At 68.6% G+C, this 17896-nt stretch carries 17 protein-coding genes; 1 reads left to right on the top strand and 16 read right to left on the bottom strand.

The annotated features are described in order from the left end of the window. Positions 1 to 8 precede the first annotated feature (8 nt). The 16 genes from CRT60_RS10485 to CRT60_RS10415 all read right to left on the bottom strand — a co-directional run bounded on the left by CRT60_RS10485 (position 9) and on the right by CRT60_RS10415 (position 16234). Positions 9 to 818 carry a class I SAM-dependent DNA methyltransferase gene (locus tag CRT60_RS10485; protein ID WP_098736380.1) on the bottom strand — a complete coding sequence of 270 codons (810 nt, stop codon included), beginning with the start codon at positions 816 to 818 and terminating at the stop codon, positions 9 to 11. Continuing rightward, complete coding sequence (locus tag CRT60_RS10480) at positions 811 to 1620, bottom strand: polysaccharide deacetylase family protein (protein ID WP_098736379.1); 810 nt, start codon at positions 1618 to 1620, stop codon at positions 811 to 813. Before CRT60_RS10480 ends, CRT60_RS10485 begins: the two co-directional genes overlap by 8 nt. Then, positions 1613 to 3973, bottom strand: a complete 2361-nt coding sequence (locus CRT60_RS10475) for an MMPL family transporter (RefSeq protein WP_098736378.1) — start codon at positions 3971 to 3973, stop codon at positions 1613 to 1615. The genes CRT60_RS10480 and CRT60_RS10475 overlap by 8 nt, the downstream gene beginning before the upstream one ends. Beyond that, complete coding sequence (locus CRT60_RS10470) at positions 3970 to 4575, bottom strand: outer membrane lipoprotein carrier protein LolA (RefSeq protein WP_098736377.1); 606 nt, start codon at positions 4573 to 4575, stop codon at positions 3970 to 3972. The genes CRT60_RS10475 and CRT60_RS10470 overlap by 4 nt, the downstream gene beginning before the upstream one ends. Continuing rightward, on the bottom strand, positions 4559 to 5536 hold the full coding sequence (locus tag CRT60_RS10465) for an LpxL/LpxP family acyltransferase (protein ID WP_098736376.1): 978 nt from the start codon (positions 5534 to 5536) through the stop codon (positions 4559 to 4561). Before CRT60_RS10465 ends, CRT60_RS10470 begins: the two co-directional genes overlap by 17 nt. After that, on the bottom strand, positions 5533 to 5856 hold the full coding sequence (locus CRT60_RS36675; RefSeq protein WP_204561818.1) for an ApeI family dehydratase: 324 nt from the start codon (positions 5854 to 5856) through the stop codon (positions 5533 to 5535). The genes CRT60_RS10465 and CRT60_RS36675 overlap by 4 nt, the downstream gene beginning before the upstream one ends. A 12-nt stretch (positions 5857 to 5868) precedes the next feature. Next, the gene (locus tag CRT60_RS10460; protein WP_204561815.1) at positions 5869 to 7227 is read right to left on the bottom strand and encodes an AMP-binding protein; all 1359 of its coding nucleotides are present in this window, start codon (positions 7225 to 7227) and stop codon (positions 5869 to 5871) included. 10 nt (positions 7228 to 7237) lie between these two features. Further along, positions 7238 to 7879 carry a COG4648 family protein gene (locus tag CRT60_RS10455; RefSeq protein WP_098736375.1) on the bottom strand — a complete coding sequence of 214 codons (642 nt, stop codon included), beginning with the start codon at positions 7877 to 7879 and terminating at the stop codon, positions 7238 to 7240. Further along, on the bottom strand, positions 7879 to 8154 hold the full coding sequence (locus tag CRT60_RS10450; RefSeq protein WP_098736970.1) for a phosphopantetheine-binding protein: 276 nt from the start codon (positions 8152 to 8154) through the stop codon (positions 7879 to 7881). Before CRT60_RS10450 ends, CRT60_RS10455 begins: the two co-directional genes overlap by 1 nt. Positions 8155 to 8572: 418 nt before the next feature. After that, positions 8573 to 9547: a carbohydrate kinase family protein gene (locus CRT60_RS10445; protein ID WP_098736374.1), complete on the bottom strand. Its 975-nt coding sequence runs from the start codon at positions 9545 to 9547 to the stop codon at positions 8573 to 8575. A 14-nt stretch (positions 9548 to 9561) separates the two neighbouring features. Further along, complete coding sequence (locus tag CRT60_RS10440; protein WP_098736373.1) at positions 9562 to 11037, bottom strand: mannitol dehydrogenase family protein; 1476 nt, start codon at positions 11035 to 11037, stop codon at positions 9562 to 9564. A 210-nt stretch (positions 11038 to 11247) separates the two neighbouring features. Next, positions 11248 to 12033, bottom strand: coding sequence for an L-iditol 2-dehydrogenase (locus CRT60_RS10435; protein ID WP_280177209.1), 786 nt, complete (start codon positions 12031 to 12033; stop codon positions 11248 to 11250). Positions 12034 to 12047: 14 nt separating this feature from the next. Then, positions 12048 to 13076, bottom strand: a complete 1029-nt coding sequence (locus tag CRT60_RS10430) for an ABC transporter ATP-binding protein (protein WP_098736372.1) — start codon at positions 13074 to 13076, stop codon at positions 12048 to 12050. A 13-nt stretch (positions 13077 to 13089) separates the two neighbouring features. Further along, the gene (locus CRT60_RS10425; protein WP_098736371.1) at positions 13090 to 13920 is read right to left on the bottom strand and encodes a carbohydrate ABC transporter permease; all 831 of its coding nucleotides are present in this window, start codon (positions 13918 to 13920) and stop codon (positions 13090 to 13092) included. 2 nt (positions 13921 to 13922) lie between these two features. Further along, complete coding sequence (locus tag CRT60_RS10420; RefSeq protein WP_098736370.1) at positions 13923 to 14795, bottom strand: carbohydrate ABC transporter permease; 873 nt, start codon at positions 14793 to 14795, stop codon at positions 13923 to 13925. A 128-nt stretch (positions 14796 to 14923) separates the two neighbouring features. After that, positions 14924 to 16234: an ABC transporter substrate-binding protein gene (locus CRT60_RS10415; protein WP_098736369.1), complete on the bottom strand. Its 1311-nt coding sequence runs from the start codon at positions 16232 to 16234 to the stop codon at positions 14924 to 14926. Positions 16235 to 16685: 451 nt separating this feature from the next. Here CRT60_RS10415 and CRT60_RS10410 point away from each other — a divergent pair, with 451 nt between their 5' ends. Then, a complete protein-coding gene (locus CRT60_RS10410) occupies positions 16686 to 17891 on the top strand; it encodes an ROK family transcriptional regulator (RefSeq protein ID WP_244592397.1) in 1206 nt (401 codons plus the stop codon). The last annotated feature ends 5 nt before the right edge of the window (positions 17892 to 17896 follow it).

Genomic DNA, 17896 nt, shown 5'->3' with positions numbered 1-17896 from the left:
TGGACTTCTTATGAATTTTGGACGGTATCGGTGGTTGGGGGCGGATTCATTGTCGATGGAATGCTAACACCGGCAAAATCATGCAAGGAAGGGCAAATTTGGACTGAGGCTTTGCTTTGCCGGGCTATGAACAAGGTGTTGGCAAAGGGGGTTCCCTGGCTCATCGGCAGAGCCTCGGTTGCGAATCCAAGGCTGCCCAGCAGGTCCGACCATTCCGCCGCCGGGCGGTAGGTCAGCGGCTGGCGCCAGCGGCCCCGTCCGGCGCAGGCGATCTGTTCGGCCCAGCGGGTGATCCGGAACGGCAGTCCGCCGTCGGCGTCGGCCTCCCGCAGGATCAGGAGCCCGTCCGGGTTCAGCGCCTCGGCGCACCGGGCCAGCACTGCCGCCTGTTCGTCGCGGTGGAGATAGAGCAGCACGTCCAGGATGACGATGGCGTCGCAGCGGGGCAGGTCGGTGTCGCGGATGTCGCCCTGGGTGACGGCCTCGCTGCCCAAAGCCGCCCTGGCGATCCGCACCCGCTTGGGCGACAGCTCGACGCCCCTGGTGGCGAGGGCGGATGGTGGAGCGGGCCACTCCGCCGGCCACCCGCCGCCGGCATGCCGGTCGGTGGCGGCGCGCAGCAATGCCGTCAGCACTCCCTGGCCGCAGCCGAGGTCGAGCAGACACCCGCGGGCGGGCAGCAGCGGGTGACTCAACAGGTGACGGAAAACGGGGTCGCCGGCCAGCTTGCCCTTGGCGAAATGCCAGGCATGGCGGCCGCAGGGGCGATAGGGGCGGGCGGCGGCGGCGACCAGTTCGCGGAAGACGGCGTCAGTCATCGGCCACCACCTCCAGCGAAACCGGCGTCAACCCGCGGACGGCCAGAGTGTCGAGCAGGCGCGGTAGCACGCTCAGCACCACGGGCCGTCCATCGTCATCGCTGGCGGCGGAGCCGTCATGGAGCATCAGCAGGTCGCCGGCGGCGAGACCGTGGGTCAAGCGCCGCTCCACCGCCAAAGGATCGCGCTGAACCGCGTCGTAGCCGCGCCGGGTCCAGGTCGCCAGACGCAGGCCAAGATCGGCGAGCACGGGATCGAGCAGCGGATTGCGCAGGCCGGCCGGCGGCTTGAAGAAGCGCGGCGGCCGGCCGGCGAGACCGGTCAGGATGCGCTGCGCTTCCCCCACCTCGCGGCGGATGGCGCCGATGCCCATGGCGGCGAAGCGGTGGGAATGGTGCCAGCTGTGGTTCTCCACCGTATGGCCGCGGCGGACGATGGCCTCGATCAGGCCGGGATGGCGGGCGGCACAGTCGGCGATGCAGAAGAAGCTCGCCTTGGCCTTCGCGCGGTCGAGCTGGTCGAGGACGGCGGGCGTCACCGCCGGATCGGGACCGTCGTCGAAGCAGAGCCCGACCTGCCCGAGCCGGGCATTCTCCGCCGGCAGGCGGCGCAGGTTGGGGCCGAGCAGGCTGCTGCGCGGCCAAAGCCCGATGGCGCCGAGCAGGGTATGGTTTCCGACCAGCGCAGCCAGGGCCCAGGGCCAGGCCGCGGGCACCACTGCAACCCCGGCCGCAGCGGCGACATGCAGGGCGGCCGATGCGCGCAGCAGCGGGGGCGGGGTCCAGCGCCGACGCTCAGCCATGGCCGGTCCCCTCCAGTTCGGCGAGGTGTTGCCGGCCCAGAACCGCGGCGAAGGCAAGGCAGAGGAAGGCGCCGATGGCCACCGTCATGCCGATGCCGTGCAGAACCGGGATGCTGGAAAAGGCCAGCGTGCCGAAACCGATGACGGTGCAGAGATTGGCGATGGCGACGGAGGCGACGGTGCGCTCGCGCAAGGCAGGCGAAGGCTCCGGCCGCTCGAACAGCAGGGAATAGTTGGAGCCGACACCGACCACCAGCAGCAGCCCCACCAGATGGAAGATCGTCAGCGTCTGGCCCAGGGCGGTCACCAGCGCCATGGTGATAACCACCGCAGCCGCCAGCGGCATCACCGCCGCGACCAGCGAGCGGAACGACCGCAGGGCAAGGGCGAGCAGCAGCGTGATGGCGACGGCTCCCAGCAGGGCGAGCGTCAGCGCCTCCTGCCGGTAGGTGCGATAGAGGCTGTCGGACTCCTCCTTCAGGTTCAGCAGGGTGGCGCCTTGTGTCGCCGGGTCGCCGGCTAGTCGGGCGGCAAGCGCCTGCGGGTCGGTGACGCCGCGCAAGGGCAGCATGGCGGTCCAGCCGGTGCCGCTGCGGACCAGCAGCGAATCGAGCTTCAGCTTGAGGCTGGTGCCGTCCAGGCTGGCCGAGGTCAGCAGCGGCATGGTCCGGGCCTTCTCGGCATCGGCCAGGAACGGGGCGAAGGCGTCGGGGCGGAACGGCAGCCCTTGCAGCGCCTCGGCCAGCGACGCGCGCAATTGGTCGGGCGGCGGCAAGGCGGCCTGCCGGGCACGCTGGGCGGCCTGGCTCGGCAGGGTGTGGGCAGGGGACTCGTAGCCGGCGATCAGGCGGTCGCGGGCCAGCGCCTCCAGCGGAACGGCCAGCCGTTCGGCAGCGGTGAGCGCCTCCTCCACCGTTGCGGCGCCGGTCACCAGCAGATGGCCGGCGTCGGGCGCGCCGAGGTCGCGGCGCAGCGCCTCGTCCAGCCGCTGATCGGCCGCCGCCACCGGGCTGAGGCTGGACAGCTCCGCCGACCAGATGGCCGGGCCCTGAAAGGCCAGCCATGCCAGGGACAGCAGCGTCGCCGCGGCCAGCGGCAGGCGCAGGGCGGGAGCGCCGCGGGTCAGGGCGGTCAACACCGGCGCCAGCCGCGCCGGGCGTTCGGTCGCATAGCCGTCCGGCAGCAGGGACGGCAGCACCCAGCGGGTGACGGCCAGCGCCACAACCAGCCCGGTGATGGAAAACAGGCCCAACTGCGCCAAACCGCTGAAGCTGGAGACCAGCATCGTGCCGAACCCGACGACCGAGGTCGCCATGCCCAGCAGCACGGTCGGCCAGATGCGCCGAAGGGTGCGGTGCGCCGGGCTTCCCGGCTGTGTCTGGGTGAACAGGTAGATGGCGTAATCGACGCTCTCGCCCAGCAGGGTGACGCCGAAGCCCAGCGTGATGCCATGCACCGCGCCGAAGCCGAGCCCGACCGCCGCGATGCCGGCCAGCGTTCCGGTCGCCGCCGGCAGCAGCGACAGGGCGAGCACGCGCAAGGAGCGATAGACCAACAGCAGAATGCCGGCCACCAGAGCGGTGGCGACGATGGAGGACCGGGTGGCATCCGCCTCGATGCGGTCGCGGGTCTGGACCGAGAAGACCGCCGGTCCGGTCATCACCAGTTGGGCGGAGCCGTCTGGCCCGCGTGCCTCGCCGAAAGCGCCCCGGATGAAATCCAGCGTCTTCTGCTGGGCATCCATGTCGAACCCCGGGGCGGCGGTCTGGACCAGCAGCAATGCCCGCGCCCCGTCGGCCGAGACCCAAACGCCGTCGCGGCTGGCCGGGCCGCCGGTGTCGCCCAGCATCCGGTCGGTCAGGCGCAGGATCTCGGCGGTGGGATCGGCGGGCAGGGCCTGCTTCAGGGCCATTCCGGCCGGCGACTGGAGAAGGCGCAGGTCGTTCTGCAAGGCTGCGTGCAGCCCGTCGGCCGTGAAGCGGTCGGGAGTGACGCCGGGGCTCAGCAAATAGCGGTTGGTCCAGAGATAAGCGCCGTCGGTGCTGCGCCCTGTCCGCTCGCCATTCTCCACCGCGGCGACCAGCGGATTGCCGCGCAGCCGGGCGGCGAGCGCACGGCTGAGGCCGGTCAGGCGATCCGGCGCGTCACCCTCTACGGCAACGAGGATCAGGCGCGACACGACGCCGTCGCGCAGCTGGTCGACCAGCAGCTGCTGGGTGGCGGAGGGCGAGCGGGGCAGGAAGGCGGAGAGGTCGGCGGTCACAGAGGTGCGCGCCACCAGCAGGCCGCAGACAAGCAGCCCGGCCAGCCACAGCGCGATACTCCACCCGCCCCGTCTCGCCGCAGCGGTCATGCCGGGTCCGGCTGGATGGTCATGATGGAACGGTCGCCGTCGGCCTGGAGAAGCTCGATCCGGCGGATGCTGGCGTCGCGGCCGGCGATGTCGATGCGCTGGACAATTCGGCGCGCCTCCTCCGCCCGCGGCGTCAGCTGCATGCGCCAGTCCTGCAAGGTGCCTTCCAGAACCACCTCGTAGAAGCGCATGACGGTCGGCACGTCGCCGCGCAGGGTGGAGCGGATGCTCTCCACATAGGTCTGGATTTCCGGCATCGATGAGACCGACAGCGTGCGGGAGGCACCGTCGGCCTGGGTCAGCGTCAGCCGGTCGCCGTCCAGCCGCAGGATTTCCGCTTGCGGTCGCAGGGTGCGCTTTTCCAGGAAGTCGGGGCGGCGGTAGGTCAGCGTGCCGCTGCTCTCCAGCGGTGCCGTCAGCAGGCCGACCTCGCGGGTTTCCGTAAAGCGGGCGCTGGAACTGCCGACCTGCTTGAGGCGGGCGAACAGATCCTCCAGGCCCCAGGGCTCGGCGGCCGGCGACGGCGTGGCGGCGCCGGCCAGCAGGAGGGTCGCCAGAGCCGCCAGGATCGGGCGGCGGGCCGGTCTATTTCCAGAAATCATAGAAATTGAACCAGTTGTAGGGGAAGGACAGGGCGTAATGCTCCAGCCGGTCGGCGAAGCGCCCGGCCGCCCAGCGCACGAGGCCCGACCGCTCCTGAACGGGCCAGTCCTGCTTCTTCAGGTCGGAGAAATCGGCGATGCGCTCGAAATGGACGTCGTAGCGCCGCCCGCCCCGATAGATGCCGACCATCAGCACCACCGGCCGCTTCAGCATCGCCGCCAGCTGGAAGGGGCCAAGCGCGAAGCCGGCGGGCTGGCCGAGGAAGGGCAGGCGGACCTCCTCCTCGCCATCCAGGGTGCGGTCGGCGAGCATGCCGACGAAATGGCCCTGGTCCAGCCTCTCGCGCACGCGCAGCATCGAGTCCGGTCGGCCCAGCGCGATCACCTCCATCGACAGCAGCGGGTTGATGGCGTTGAGGACCGAGTTGATCTTGCGGGCGTTCTCCTCATACATCACCAGACTGACCCGCAGGTCGCGCTGGCGGTGGCCCAGCATGCGGATCGCCTCGAAGCTGCCCATATGGGCGCCGATCAGCAGGCAGCCTTCCCCCCGCTGCATCAAGTCGATGACGATGTCCTCGCCATGGACGCGGACGTCGAAATCGTCGGACTGGTCGTTCAGGAAGAAGACGCGGTCGAGCAGGCAGGCGGCGAAGACGTGATAGTGGCGGAACAGGTCGCCGAAGCCGGGCGGGCGGCCCAGCGCCTTTGACAGGAACAGCGCCGATGCCCGGCGCGGCTTGCGCGAGAACAGGACGAAATAGAGACAGATCGGGTAGAGCAGCAGCCGAGCCGCCCGCCGGCCGAGCCGCAGGGCGACCCAGACGATGAATTTGATGGCGGCGGTCGTGCTGCGCTCCGGCCGGTTCATCCACTCCCGGCGACGGCGCCGCGGTGGCGGCGGAGCGATGGGAGAGGCCGTGGCGTCGGCCGTCCGTTTGGCGCGCAGGGGAATCTTCATGGGGTCACGCTGCCGGCCATGAAGGGGCCGGCCATGAGGGTGCCGGTCATCACCCGGCGGCCCGCCACGCTGCCGGTGAAGGCGATGCCGTCGGCCAGGGTGGCCTGCCATTCGACCTGCATGCGGTCGCCGGGGCGGACCGGGTGCAGGAACTTGGCGGAGCGCAACCGGAGGGGACCGGGAGCCGACCCTTCGGCCGCGGCGATGGCGGTGAGGGCCGTGTCGAGCAGGACCGCACCCGGAATGATCGGGTTGCCGGGAAAATGGCCGGCGGCGGTGGGATGGTCGACGGGAAACTGGATGTCGGTCTGGTTCGGCACGGGAGGCGGCACCTAGTCGCGCTGGCTGTTGTCGAGCATCCGCAGCAGAGCCTCGCGCGGCAGCTTGCCGGTCGGGTTGCGCGGCAGCGCTTCGACGAAGCGCAGGGGACGCGGCAGGAAGATCGGGTCGATCCGCTCGCGCAGGCGGGCCAGCAGCGTTTCGGCGGTCAGGCCGGGCGCCACCACCAGGGCGGCGAGGCGGGTGGTTCCGCTCTCCCCCTCCTGCGGCATGAAGAAGACGCCATCCCTCACCCCCTCCACCGAGTTCAGATGGTGGTTCAGGAAGGCGAGCGAGCTGCGCTTGCCGGCGATGTTGACCTGATCGGCGGAGCGTCCGTGCAGGATGAAGCGGGTATCGCTCTTCAGCTCGATCACGTCGGCCAGCAGGGTCTCGCCGTCGAGGAAGTCGCCGGATGCCCAGGTGCCCTGTTCGTCCTGGCGCAGGCGGATGCCGTCGATGCACAGCCACTCCGCCGTGGCGCTGGTGCGGCGGACGGCGAGCTGCCCGGTCTCCGAACAGCCGTAGATCTCGTGCAGCGGGGCGCCCAGCCTCATTTCCGCGTCGATGGCGAGCTGCGGGGCGAGCGGGGCGGTGGCGCAGAGGATGAAGTCCAGCGGCGGCAGGGCGGTGCCGTCGGCCAGCAGGGCCTGGAGATGCACCGGTGTGGTCACCAGCATGCGGCGGCTGGGCAGATCGGCGAGGCAGGCGGCGATGTCGGCGGGGAAGAGCGGACGGCTGCCATGCAGGACCAGACCATGCTGGAGCGCCAGCAGGATGACCGATTCCAGGCCGTACATGTGCTGGTGCGGCACGGTGCCCACTAGACCGGCTGGTTCGAGGCCGGCGATCCCAAGCGCGGTACCGGCGCCGTGGACGCTGCGGACCAGGGTGCCCCAGCTTTTCACCTGCGGCATCGGCCGGCCGGTGGAGCCGGAGGTGAAGGCGATGGCGGCCACCTGATCGGCCGGGAAGGCGAGGTCGGCGTCGAAGCGCGAGCCGGTCAGGCTGTCGAGCCCGTCGGCAGGGAGCGCCGCGACGCAGGTCATGCCGGGATAGTGCGCCCCGGCATCGGTCAGGCAGATCAGGCCGGGATAGCTCTCGTCGAGCTGGCGCAGCGTCGCCGGCGTGTCGTTGGGGGGATGCAAGCTGATCTGCCGGCGCAGCAGCGCGGCACCGAGGGCGACGGCAAAGCCCAGCCGGTCGCCGCACAGGTTCAGCAGATAGGCGCCGTCCGGCAGGCGGCGGGCCAGATCGCGCACGGCGGCGAGGTAGCTGCGCACCGTCACCGGCTTGCCGTCATGCCAGGCGAACAGGTCGTCGGGGCTGCCATGGCGCAGCAGCGGCAGGCGGGTGGTGGACAGCATCGTCATTGCGAAACCATCATGGATTTGGCCGCTCCGAAAAGACGCGGACGACGTCTGCGATGGAGCCGTGGGAGTGGTTCCAGAACTTGCGCAGGCGGTAGGCGTATTCCGTCAGGAACATCGCGGCGACCAGCGGCAGGTCGAGGACATTGATGAAGAAGGACCAGACGGCCGGCGGTGCGACGCAGAACAGCAGGGCCGACATCGCCAGCTGGCCGGCGAAGAACAGGCACCAGGCGATGGTGACGCGGCGGGTGTAGACCAGCATCTCGTCGGTCAGGCTGCCGCGGATGCGCCGCGCGATCCAGGTGATCAGCGGCTCGCGCCCGGCCAGCAAAGTGCGGCCGAACAGGACGAGCAGGCCGACATAGATCGCGGCGTGGCTGATCGCCGAGGCCGCCAGCAGCCCGTCGCGGGCGGAGCGCCAGGACAGGCCGAACAGGGCGATGGCGCCGGCCAGCGCCATCCAGCGGAAGCGCGGCGCCGCCCGGCCGATCGCCAGCCCGGTCACTCCCGCCTGCACCAGCGCCAGGAGCAGTGCCGTATCGGCGTCGAGGTCGGCGACGATGGCGCCATGGACCAGCAGCGGATAGAGCGCGAAGAGCGACAGGCCGGCACCCACCGCGACTCCACCCCTGGTGCAGGCGGCGGACGGCATCAGGCGGCTTTGAGCTGTTGGATGTGGCTGTTCAGTGTGCGCAGAGAGCTGAAGATCTTCGTGTTGTTCTCGTCGTCGGCCCGCAGCTTCACCCCGTAGGCCTTGGAGACGGCGAGCGCCACCTCCAGGATGTCGATGGAATCGAGGCCCAGCCCTTCGCCATAGAGGGGGGCGTCCGGATCGATGTCCTCCGGGTCGGCTTCCAGGGTGAGGGTGTTCACGATCAGCGTCGCCAGATCGAGTTCGGTCGGCGACAGGGCCTTCAAGTCACTCATCATGCCTCACTAAAGCAACGCCTGTCACTCTTGGGATATTCTACCCCTTTGGATATAACCATTAGGTATAGAAAGCCGTATTAGGGCGACAGGATTCGCAATTTCAGACGTCACGATAGCTAGGCACCCGAGGCGACGCCATCATTATTTTGGAGTGATCAATTTGTTTTGTTAAAGATTGAGTTTCTTTGCGTCTGTGTGGGTTAGGGAAGGGTTTTCCCCTGAAATGGAACATTTGGAACGCTATGGAACGGTTTTCGGCATCGTGTTCAGTGTTTCATTCGGCCAAATGGAAACGCCCTCTCCCATTGCGGGAAAGGGCGTTCAATACAGATGCGGATGAGGGAAACGGTGACCGGGAAAGCTTAGCCTCAGGCCGGGGCGCGGACCACCGAAAGCTTCAAAAGCATGCCCGGTTTCAGCGCTCCAGCAGCCGGTTGACCGCGGCGCGGTCGGGCAGGGAGGGGATGGCACCGGGGGCGGTGGTGGTCAGCGCCCCGGCGGCGTTGGCGAACCGGCAGATGTCGCGCAGCCGGTCCGGGGTGAAGGCAATGTCCAGATCTTCGAGGATGCCGGCCAGGAGTGCGGCGACGAAGGCGTCGCCGGCGCCGGTGGTGTCGACGGCGGTGACGGTCATCCCCGGCACATGGCCGGACGCATCGGCGGTCAGGAAGGTGCAGCCGTTGCGGCCATGCGTCACCACCAGCAGGCGCAGGCCCGCATACCACAGGCTGCGGCCGGCGGTGTCCGGATCGGCGCTGCCGGTCAGGAACTCCAGTTCCTCGTCGCTCAGCTTGACGATGGAGGCGGCAGCGATGCCCTGGCGAATCAGGCGTTCCGCCGTGTCGCGGTCGGGCCACAGGGCAAGGCGCAGGTTGGCGTCGAAGGACACCAGCCGGCCGTGGCGGCGCGCGGTTTCAACCGCCAGCAGGCTCGCCTCGCGGGCGGCCGGGTCGATCAGGCCGATGGAGCCGGAATGCAGCAGGCGGGCCGCCGCGACGGCATCGAGATCGAGGTCGGCGGCGGAGAAGCCGGCCATCGGCTCGCCATAGAACAGGAACTCCCGCTCCCCGTCCTCGTCGAGGGAGACGAAGGCAACCGGAGTCTTCGCATCGGGCACCCGGCGCAGATGGGACACATCGACCCCGGCATCGGTCAGCGCCCGCGCCAGGAAGCGGCCGAAGCCGTCCGCCGCGGTCCGGCCCATGAAGGCGCTGCGCACCCCCAGCCGGGCCAGACCGACCGCGACATTGGCCGGCGCCCCGCCCGGCGCCGGATCGAAGGCGCCGATCACCCCCGGCTGCGCCGGGCCGGCGGGCATGAAGTCGATCAGCACCTCTCCCAGGCACAGCACGTCGAGGGGTTGCGATGCGTCGGGCGGCATAGCGGTCATGGCGGGCAAGTCCTTCAGTTGGATCCGCCGGCATAGCGGGTGAGCACGGCGCGGGTGCCGTCCGTCCACAGGGCGCGCAGGGCGGCGGAGAAGGCGTCGCGGAAGATTTGCGACTTGCCGACCTCGCCGTAGATGTCCTCCTGGTCGAGCCAAACGGTCGGTTCGGTGCGGGCCTTGGCGGCGACCTGGGTCAGGCGGTCCCAGTTGGGGTCGTTCGGCTCGATCGGCTGGCCGTCGTCGGTCGTGCCGAAGCAGTAGCGGCACCACAGCGCCGATTCCAGAGCCAGCCCCTCAATGCCGGCGCCGGCCTTCAGCCGGTCGGCGATGGACGGGACGATGAATTTCGGCTGGCGGTTGGAGCCGTCGAGGCAGAGCCGGCGGATGGTGTCCTTGATCTTGGGGTTGGAGAAGCGGCGCTCGATGATGCCGAAATAGGAGTGCAGGTCGGTGCCGGGCACCGGCGGCACGGTCGGGATGATCTCCTCCCGCTCGATCTTTTGCAGGAAGGCGCGGATCAGCGGGGTTTCCATCGCCTCATGGGCGTAGGTGATGCCGAGCAGCCCGGCCGGATAGGCGATCACCGCATGGCCGCCGTTCAGGATGCGGATCTTCATCGCCTCGAAGGGCGTCACGTCGGGGACGAACTGCACGCCCACCGCCTCCAGCGCCGGACGGCCGGCGGAGAAGCGGTCCTCCAGCACCCACTGGGTGAAGTCCTCGCAGAAGACCGGCCAGTTGTCGGCGATGCCGAAATCGCGGTCGAGGGTCTCGCGCTCCTGAACGCCGGTGGCGGGCGTGATGCGGTCGACCATGCCGTTGGGGAAGGCGACCGAGTTTTCGATCCAGGCGGCGAGATCGGCGTCGATCTCCCTGGCGATGCCCAGCACGGCGTTGCGGGTGACGACGCCGTTGTGGGGGATGTTGTCGCAGGACATGACGGTGAAGGGCACCGTGCCGTCGCTGCGACGGCGGGCCAGACCGGCGACGATCAGGCCGAAGACGGTCGTCGGGCGGGAGGGCACGGCGATGTCGGCGCGGACCGCCGGATGGCTGGCGTCGAACTTGCCTGCGGCGTCGATGTAATAGCCGCCCTCCGTCACCGTCAGCGAGACGATGCGGATCGCCGGGTCGGCCAGCTTGGCGATGAGGACGTCGCTGTCGCCGACCGGCAGCATGCCGATCATGGCGCCGGTGACGCGGGCAAGGCTCTGCGCGCCGGACTGCTCGACGACGGTGGTCAGCCAGTCCTGGCCCTCCAGCGCGTCGCGCATGCGCTGGTCCGACGGCATCACACCGGCGCCGAGGATCGCCCAGTCATGGTCGCGGCCCTCTGCGAACAGGCTGTCGAGATAGACCGCCTGATGGGCGCGGTGGAAGTTTCCGACGCCGAAATGCAGGATCCCGGCGGACAGGGCGGAACGGTCGTAGGCCGGCACCGAGGCGCGGGCTGCGATGGCTGGAAGGGTGGCGGCGGAGAGGGCGATGGTCATGGCGGGGGTCCTGCGGGGGATCCTCCCTCTCCCCCCCGGGGAGAGGGTCGGGGTGAGGGGGATGCATGGCGTGGATTTGGTGGGGTGCGCGGGGCATTCGATTCTTGAGAGTCCTCGCGGTGCGTCCCCCTCACCCTAACCCTCTCCCCGGGGGGGAGAGGGGATCCCTCTGGGGAGAGGTGAACCGGGGGCGGGAGAGGGAGGTCTTCTTCAACTCATCCAGTTGCCGCCGTCGACGTTGTAGGTCTGGGCGACGATGTAGTCGGACTCCCGGCTCGCCAGGAAGATCGCCATGCCGGTCAGATCCTCCGCCCGGCCCATGCGGCCGAAGGGAACCGCTTCGCCGACCTGGCGCTTCTTCTCGCCGGGCTGGAGGCCCTCGTGCTTGGCGAACAGGGCATCGACGCCGTCCCAATGCTCGCCGTCGACCACGCCGGGGGCGATGGCGTTCACGTTGATGCCGTGCTTGATGAGATCGAGGCCGGCCGACTGGGTCAGGCTGATCACCGCCGCCTTGGTGGCGCAATAGACGCCGACCAGCGCTTCGCCGCGCCGTCCGGCCTGGGAAGCCATGTTGATGATCTTGCCGCCGCGCCCCTGCGCGATCATCCGCTTCGCCACCGCCTGCATGGTGAACAGCGTGCCGGCGACGTTGATCGAGAACAGGCGGTCGTAGCTGTCGCGGGTGATCTCGACGATGGGGGCGAGGTCGAACAGCGCGGCGTTGTTGATCAGGATGTCGATGCCGCCGGCTCGCTCCGCCACCGCGGCGACGGCGGCGTCGATGGAGGGCTGGCTGGTCACGTCGAGCGCCACGGCATAGGCGCCGGGGCCGATCTCCGCCGCTGCCGTCTCAGCCGCCGCGAGGTTGATGTCGGCGATGGCGACGGTGGCCCCCTCCGCGACATAGGCGGCGGCGAAGGCGCGGCCGATGCCACGGGCGGCGCCGGTGACGATGGCCGATTTGCCGTCGAGACGCTTCATGGGACTGGTCATCGCAATGGACCCTTTCATGCCACTTTCGCACCGGCGGCGACGGACGGCAGCGCATTGCCCTGGGCGTCGAAGCGGTGGAGCTTTTCGGTTTGCGGCGTCAGCCAGACGCGGTCGCCGTGATGGACCGGGAACTCGCCGCCGGCCCGCGCCAGCATCGTGCCGAGCCCGTCCACCTGCACATAGACGAAGGTGTCGGATCCCAGATGTTCGGACACGGTGACGGTGCCGGACCACAGGCCGGAGTCGGTCGACAGCGCCAGATGTTCGGGACGGATGCCGATGCAGTCGGCACCGGCGCCGCGCGCGGTCTCGCCCTCGATGAAGTTCATGCGCGGGGAGCCGATGAAGCCGGCGACGAAGCGGTTGCGCGGGCGGCTGTAGAGGTCGATGGGCGAGCCCACCTGCTCGATCCGCCCGGCGTTCAGCACGACGATCTTGTCGGCCATGGTCATGGCCTCCACCTGATCGTGGGTCACATAGATCATGGTGGTGCCGAGGCTGGCATGCAGCTCGGAGATTTCCAGCCGCATGTTGACGCGCAGTGCTGCGTCGAGGTTCGACAGCGGCTCGTCGAACAGGAAGGCGGTCGGCTCGCGGACGATGGCGCGGCCGATGGCGACGCGCTGGCGCTGGCCGCCGGAGAGCTGCCCGGGGCGGCGGTCGAGATAGTTGGTGAGGTTCAGCACCTTGGCCGCCGCCTCCACCTTGCGGTCGATGGCGGCCTTGTCGAGCCGGGCCATCTTCAGCGGGAAGGCGATGTTGTTGCGCACGGTCATGTGCGGATAGAGCGCGTAGGACTGGAACACCATCGCCAGCCCGCGCTGGGCGGGCGGCAGGGCGGTGGCGTCCTTGCCGTCGATGCGGATGGTGCCGGACGACACATCCTCCAGCCCGGCGATCAGGCGCAGCAGCGTGGACTTGCCGCAGCCGGACGGGCCGACGAACACCACGAACTCGCCGTTGCCGATGGAGAGATCCAGCGGCGGGATGACGTCGATGTCGCCGAAGCTTTTGGTGACTCGGTCGAGCGTGATCTGACCCATAGCGGGTTCCCCCCTACTTCACGGCGCCGAAGGTCAGGCCGCGCACAAGCTGCTTCTGGCTGAACCAGCCGAGAACCAGGATCGGCGCGACCGCCATGGTCGAGGCGGCCGACAGTTTCGCGTAGAACAACCCTTCCGGGCTGGAGTAGCTGGCGATGAAGGCGGTCAGCGGCGCCGACTGCGAGGCGGACAGGTTCAGCGTCCAGAAGGCCTCGTTCCATGCCAGGATGATGTTCAGCAGCAGGGTGGAGGCGATGCCGGGCACCGCCATCGGCAAGAGGACGAACAGGATTTCGTCGCGCAGGCCGGCGCCGTCCATCCGCGACGCTTCCAGGATCTCGCCCGGAATTTCACGGAAGTAGGTGAACAGCATCCAGACGATGATCGGCAGGTTGATCAGCGTCAGCACGATGACCAGACCGATGCGGCTGTCGAGCAGCCCGAAATCGCGGAACAGCAGATAGATCGGGATCAGCACGCCGACCGGCGGCAGCATCTTGGTCGACAGCATCCACATCAGCACGTCGCGGGTGCGCTTACCGGGGACGAAGGCCATCGACCAGGCGGCGGGAACGGCGACCAGCAGGCCGAGCAGCGTCGAGCCGACCGAGATGACGACCGAGTTCCAGAAATGGAGGAAATAGTCGGAACGCTGCTGGACCTCGGCGTAGTTCTCCAGCGTCCAGTGGAAGGCGAGGAAGGAGGGCGGGCTGGCGATGGCCTCGGCTTCGGTCTTGAAGCTGGTCAGGACGGTCCACAGGATGGGGAAGAAGATCACGATCCCGACGGTCCAGGCGATCAGGGTCACGACCAGCTTGCGGCGGTTGGTTGCGGCGCGCGCCATGGTCAGATGTCCAGGTTGCGGCCGATCATCCTCATCAGGAAGACGGCGACGATGTTGGCGAGGACGACGGCGACGATGCCGCCCGCGGAGCCGCCGCCGACATCGAACTGCAGCAGCGACTGGGCATAGACGAGGTAGGTGATGTTGGTGGTGGCGGTGCCGGGACCGCCGTTGGTCGTCACCAGGATCTCGGCGAAGATCGACAGCAGGAAGATGGTCTGGATCAGCGTCACCACCGTCATCGCACGCGCCAGATGGGGCATGATGATGTGGATGAAGCGGTCGACCGCACCGGCGCCGTCCATCTCCGCCGCCTCCAGCCTTTCTCGGTCGAGCGACTGGAGGGCGGTCAGCAGGATCAGCGTGGCGAAGGGCAGCCATTGCCACGTCACGATCAGGATGATCGAGGAGAGCGGCGCCTCGGACAGGAAATCGAAGGGCTGGAGCCCCAGCCCCTTGGCGATGGCGGCGAACAGGCCGTTCACCGGGTTCATCAGCATGTTCTTCCACACCAGCGCCGAGACGGTGGGCATGACGAAGAAGGGCGCGATGACCAGCAGGCGGACGATGCCCCGCCCCCAGAAAGGCTGGTCGAGCAGCAGGGCCAGCCCGATCCCGCCGGATATGGTCAGCACCAGCACCCCGCCGACGAGCGCCAGCGTGTTGCCGAGTGCGGCGAAGAAGGCCGGATCGGTGAGGAAATACTGGTAGTTCAACGTGCCGATGAACTCCTCCGTCCCCGGCATCAGCAGATTGTAGCGCAGGAAGGAGAAATAGAGCGTCATCACGAGCGGGATCAGCATCCAGCCGAGCAGCAGGATGACGGCCGGAGACATCGTCAGGCGCGCGGCGGCACGCGAATGTGCGGTGGCCATGGCTCGACCCTTGGGTAACGGCGTTGTGGAGCGCGGCCTGCTTCCGCCGTCATCCCGGCAAGGGCGGGGATGACAGCGGAAGGAGGTTTTGCCGTGATCTGACAGGACGGAAGGTCAGGCGTGACCGCTCACTTGATGTAGCCGGCCTTGGTCATCTCGCGGGTGGCGAGCGTCTGGGCGGTCTGCAGGGCCTGGTCGGCGGTCGTCTGACCGGCGAGCGCGGCGGAGAAAGCCTGCCCCACAGCCGTGCCGATGCCCTGGAACTCGGGGATGGCGACGAACTGCACGCCGGTGTAGGGGACCGGCTGGACCGTCGGGTGCAGCGGATCGGCGGCCTGGATCGACTTCAGCGTCAGGTCGGCGAAAGGAGCGGCCTTGCGGTACTCGGGATTGGCGTAGAGCGACGTGCGGGTGCCCGGCGGCACGTTGGCCCAGCCCTCTTCCTTGGCGACGAGGTCGAGATAGTCCTTGGAGGTCGCCCAGGAGATGAAGGCCTGTGCGGCGTCGCCCTTCTTGCTGCTGGCGGGGATCGCGAGGTTCCAGGCCCACAGCCAGTTGGACCGCTTGCCGAGACCGGTGTCGGGAGCGAGCGCGTAGCCGACCTTGTCCGCCACCTTGCTCTGCGCCGGGTTGGAGACGAAGGAGGCGGCGACGGTGGCGTCGATCCACATCGCGCATTTGCCGGACTGGAACAGCGCCAGATTCTCGTTGAAGCCGTTGGAGGAGGCGCCCGGCGGGCCGGCGTCCTTCATCAGCCCGAGATAGGTGGTCAGCGTCTGCTTCCACGGGTCGGTGTTGAACTGCGGCTTCCAGTTCATGTCGAACCAACTGGCGCCGAAGGAGTTCGCCATGGCGCTGAGGAAGGCCATGTTCTCGCCCCAGCCGGCCTTGCCGCGCAGGCAGATGCCGTAGACCTCTGCCTTCTTGTCGGTCAGCTTGCGCGCCGCGTCGGAGACGAAGGCCCAGGTCGGCGCCTCCGGCATGGTCAGGCCGGCCTTCTCGAACAGGTCCTTGCGGTACATGACCATCGAGCTTTCGCCGTAGAACGGCGCGGCATAGAGCGTGCCGTCGGTGGTCAGGCCGCTGCGGATGGAGGGCAGCAGATCCTCGACGTCATAGGTGGCGCCGAGCTTGGTCAGCGGCATCAGCCACTTCTGCTTGGTCCAGATCGGAACCTCGTAGGTGCCGATGGTCAGGATGTCGTACTGGCCGCCCTTGGCGGCGATGTCGGTGGTGACGCGCTGGCGCAGCACATTCTCTTCCAGCGTCACCCAGTTCAGCGTGATGTCGGGATGCGCCTTGGTGAAATGCTCCGACAGCTTCTGCATGCGGATCATGTCGCCATTGTTCACCGTGGCGATGGACAGCGTTTCCGCCTGGGCGGAGCTGCCGAGAAACGCGGCGACGGCCGCGCCGATCAAGGAAAGCGCACGCTTCATTCCTGTTTTCCTCCCCAAATTCCTGTCCGGCCGCGCCCTGGCTTTCGTCCCGCCGGCCCTTTGCGACTGGTCGCCCGACACCCGGATGCGATTGCGGCATTCGGTTTGTAGGGCACACCAACACTATGGCGCAGGCGGTCCGGGGCTGCAATAGATAAATCACATTGATTTTGATATTCGGCGGCGTATGGCCTGGGCGTTCTGCGGGGCAGGGCGGGGAGTTGGCTCGGACAGCGGGGCTGATGACGCAGTGGAGTTAAGGATTAAGCCGGATTTGCCGCCGGCCTTGCTCCCTTGGGGGCCCGCTTGCTACGGTGGCGAAGTTTCAAAGTCGATCGACCCAACAGCCATGATCGTGGCCGAGTCGGATTAAATAAATCACTTTGATTTTGTTATGATTGGTTGCTATACGGACTGTTGTCGAGTTCAAGGGCGGGGAGGCGGCGGAAGGATGCGGGGCGGCGATACCACCGGGCTGCGCGCCTACAACGAGCGGCTGGTTATGCATGCGCTGTTGCAGGCCGGCATGCTGTCCAAGGCGGAAATCGCGCGGGAGACCGGTCTCAGCGGTCAGGCGGCGTCGGTGATCGTCAACCGGCTGCTGGAGGACGGGCTGCTGGTCAAGCTGGACAAGGTGCGCGGGCAGGTCGGGCAGCCGTCCACCCCGATCGCGCCGAATCCGGACGGCGCCTATGCGCTGGGGGTCAAGATCGGCCGGCGCAGCGTCGAGGCCATCCTGATCAACCTGCTGGGGGAGGAACTCGGGGCGAGCCGCGTGCGCTATGACGCGCCGCTGCCCGAGCCGACGATCTCCACCGCCATCGCCCAGGCGGCCGGGCTGCTGGCCCATCTGTCGCCGGAGGCGCGGTCGCGGGTGGTCGGGCTGGGGGTCGCCATGCCGGATGAAATCCATGCCTGGTCGGCGGAGTTGGGGCTGGCGCCGGGCGCGCTGGACGGCTGGCGCGATGCCGACATCGCCGGTGCCTTCGCGCGCGCGACCGGGCTGCCGGTGACGCTCTACAACGATGCCGCGGCGGCCTGCGCGGCCGAGATGATCGCCGGCCACGCCATCGTCAGCCGCAGCGCGCTCTACATCTATCTCGGCACCTTCATCGGCGGCGGGGTGGTGATCGACGGCCGGCTCTATCGCGGGGAGCAGGGCAATGCCGGGGCCATCGGCTCGATGCCGACCCGCCCGGCCGGGCCGGGCACGCCGCCGGGGCAACTGATCCACGCCGCCTCGATCTTCCTGCTGGAGCGCGAACTGGAGGCCGCCGGCATCGACCCGACGGCGGCGCTGTCGGCGGCACTGGCCGACGGCAGCGGCGAGCGGGCGGACGCCATCTTCGACAGCTGGGCCGAAGCGGCGTGCGCGGAGCTGTCGCGCGCGGTCGTGTCGGCGCTCAGCGTCATCGACTTCCAGGAGGTGGTGGTCGACGGCTTCCTGCCGCCGTCCTGGCGCGACCGCTTCACCCGGAGGCTGACGGCGGCGGTCGAGCGCTTCAACCGGTCGGGCCTGAAGGCCGCACCGGTGATGGCGGGATCCATCGGTCCGATGGCCCGCGTGCTGGGGGCGGCGATGCTGCCGCTGAAGGCGCGCTTCTCGCCCGACACCGACCTGCTGGTCCGGTCGGGCATGGCGCGGGATCCGGTCTGAAAGCT

It is taken from the genome of Azospirillum palustre (assembly GCF_002573965.1).
In the GTDB taxonomy this organism is placed as follows: domain Bacteria; phylum Pseudomonadota; class Alphaproteobacteria; order Azospirillales; family Azospirillaceae; genus Azospirillum; species Azospirillum palustre.
This window is presented reverse-complemented; position numbering and strand designations above follow the sequence as displayed.

Bases quoted from the DNA above. Each gene is read 5' to 3' on its own strand.
- CRT60_RS10430 (WP_098736372.1), bottom strand. From the start codon at position 13,076: ATGGGTCAGATCACGCTCGACCGAGTCACCAAAAGCTTCGGCGACATC.
- CRT60_RS10410 (WP_244592397.1), top strand. From the start codon at position 16,686: ATGCGGGGCGGCGATACCACCGGGCTGCGCGCCTACAACGAGCGGCTG.
- CRT60_RS10475 (WP_098736378.1), bottom strand. From the start codon at position 3,973: ATGACCGCTGCGGCGAGACGGGGCGGGTGGAGTATCGCGCTGTGGCTG.
- CRT60_RS10485 (WP_098736380.1), bottom strand. From the start codon at position 818: ATGACTGACGCCGTCTTCCGCGAACTGGTCGCCGCCGCCGCCCGCCCC.
- CRT60_RS10455 (WP_098736375.1), bottom strand. From the start codon at position 7,879: ATGCCGTCCGCCGCCTGCACCAGGGGTGGAGTCGCGGTGGGTGCCGGC.
- CRT60_RS10425 (WP_098736371.1), bottom strand. From the start codon at position 13,920: ATGGCGCGCGCCGCAACCAACCGCCGCAAGCTGGTCGTGACCCTGATC.
- CRT60_RS10470 (WP_098736377.1), bottom strand. From the start codon at position 4,575: ATGATTTCTGGAAATAGACCGGCCCGCCGCCCGATCCTGGCGGCTCTG.
- CRT60_RS10445 (WP_098736374.1), bottom strand. From the start codon at position 9,547: ATGACCGCTATGCCGCCCGACGCATCGCAACCCCTCGACGTGCTGTGC.
- CRT60_RS10415 (WP_098736369.1), bottom strand. From the start codon at position 16,234: ATGAAGCGTGCGCTTTCCTTGATCGGCGCGGCCGTCGCCGCGTTTCTC.
- CRT60_RS10465 (WP_098736376.1), bottom strand. From the start codon at position 5,536: ATGAAGATTCCCCTGCGCGCCAAACGGACGGCCGACGCCACGGCCTCT.
- CRT60_RS10460 (WP_204561815.1), bottom strand. From the start codon at position 7,227: ATGACGATGCTGTCCACCACCCGCCTGCCGCTGCTGCGCCATGGCAGC.
- CRT60_RS10420 (WP_098736370.1), bottom strand. From the start codon at position 14,795: ATGGCCACCGCACATTCGCGTGCCGCCGCGCGCCTGACGATGTCTCCG.
- CRT60_RS10440 (WP_098736373.1), bottom strand. From the start codon at position 11,037: ATGACCATCGCCCTCTCCGCCGCCACCCTTCCAGCCATCGCAGCCCGC.
- CRT60_RS10450 (WP_098736970.1), bottom strand. From the start codon at position 8,154: ATGAGTGACTTGAAGGCCCTGTCGCCGACCGAACTCGATCTGGCGACG.
- CRT60_RS10435 (WP_280177209.1), bottom strand. From the start codon at position 12,033: ATGACCAGTCCCATGAAGCGTCTCGACGGCAAATCGGCCATCGTCACC.
- CRT60_RS10480 (WP_098736379.1), bottom strand. From the start codon at position 1,620: ATGGCTGAGCGTCGGCGCTGGACCCCGCCCCCGCTGCTGCGCGCATCG.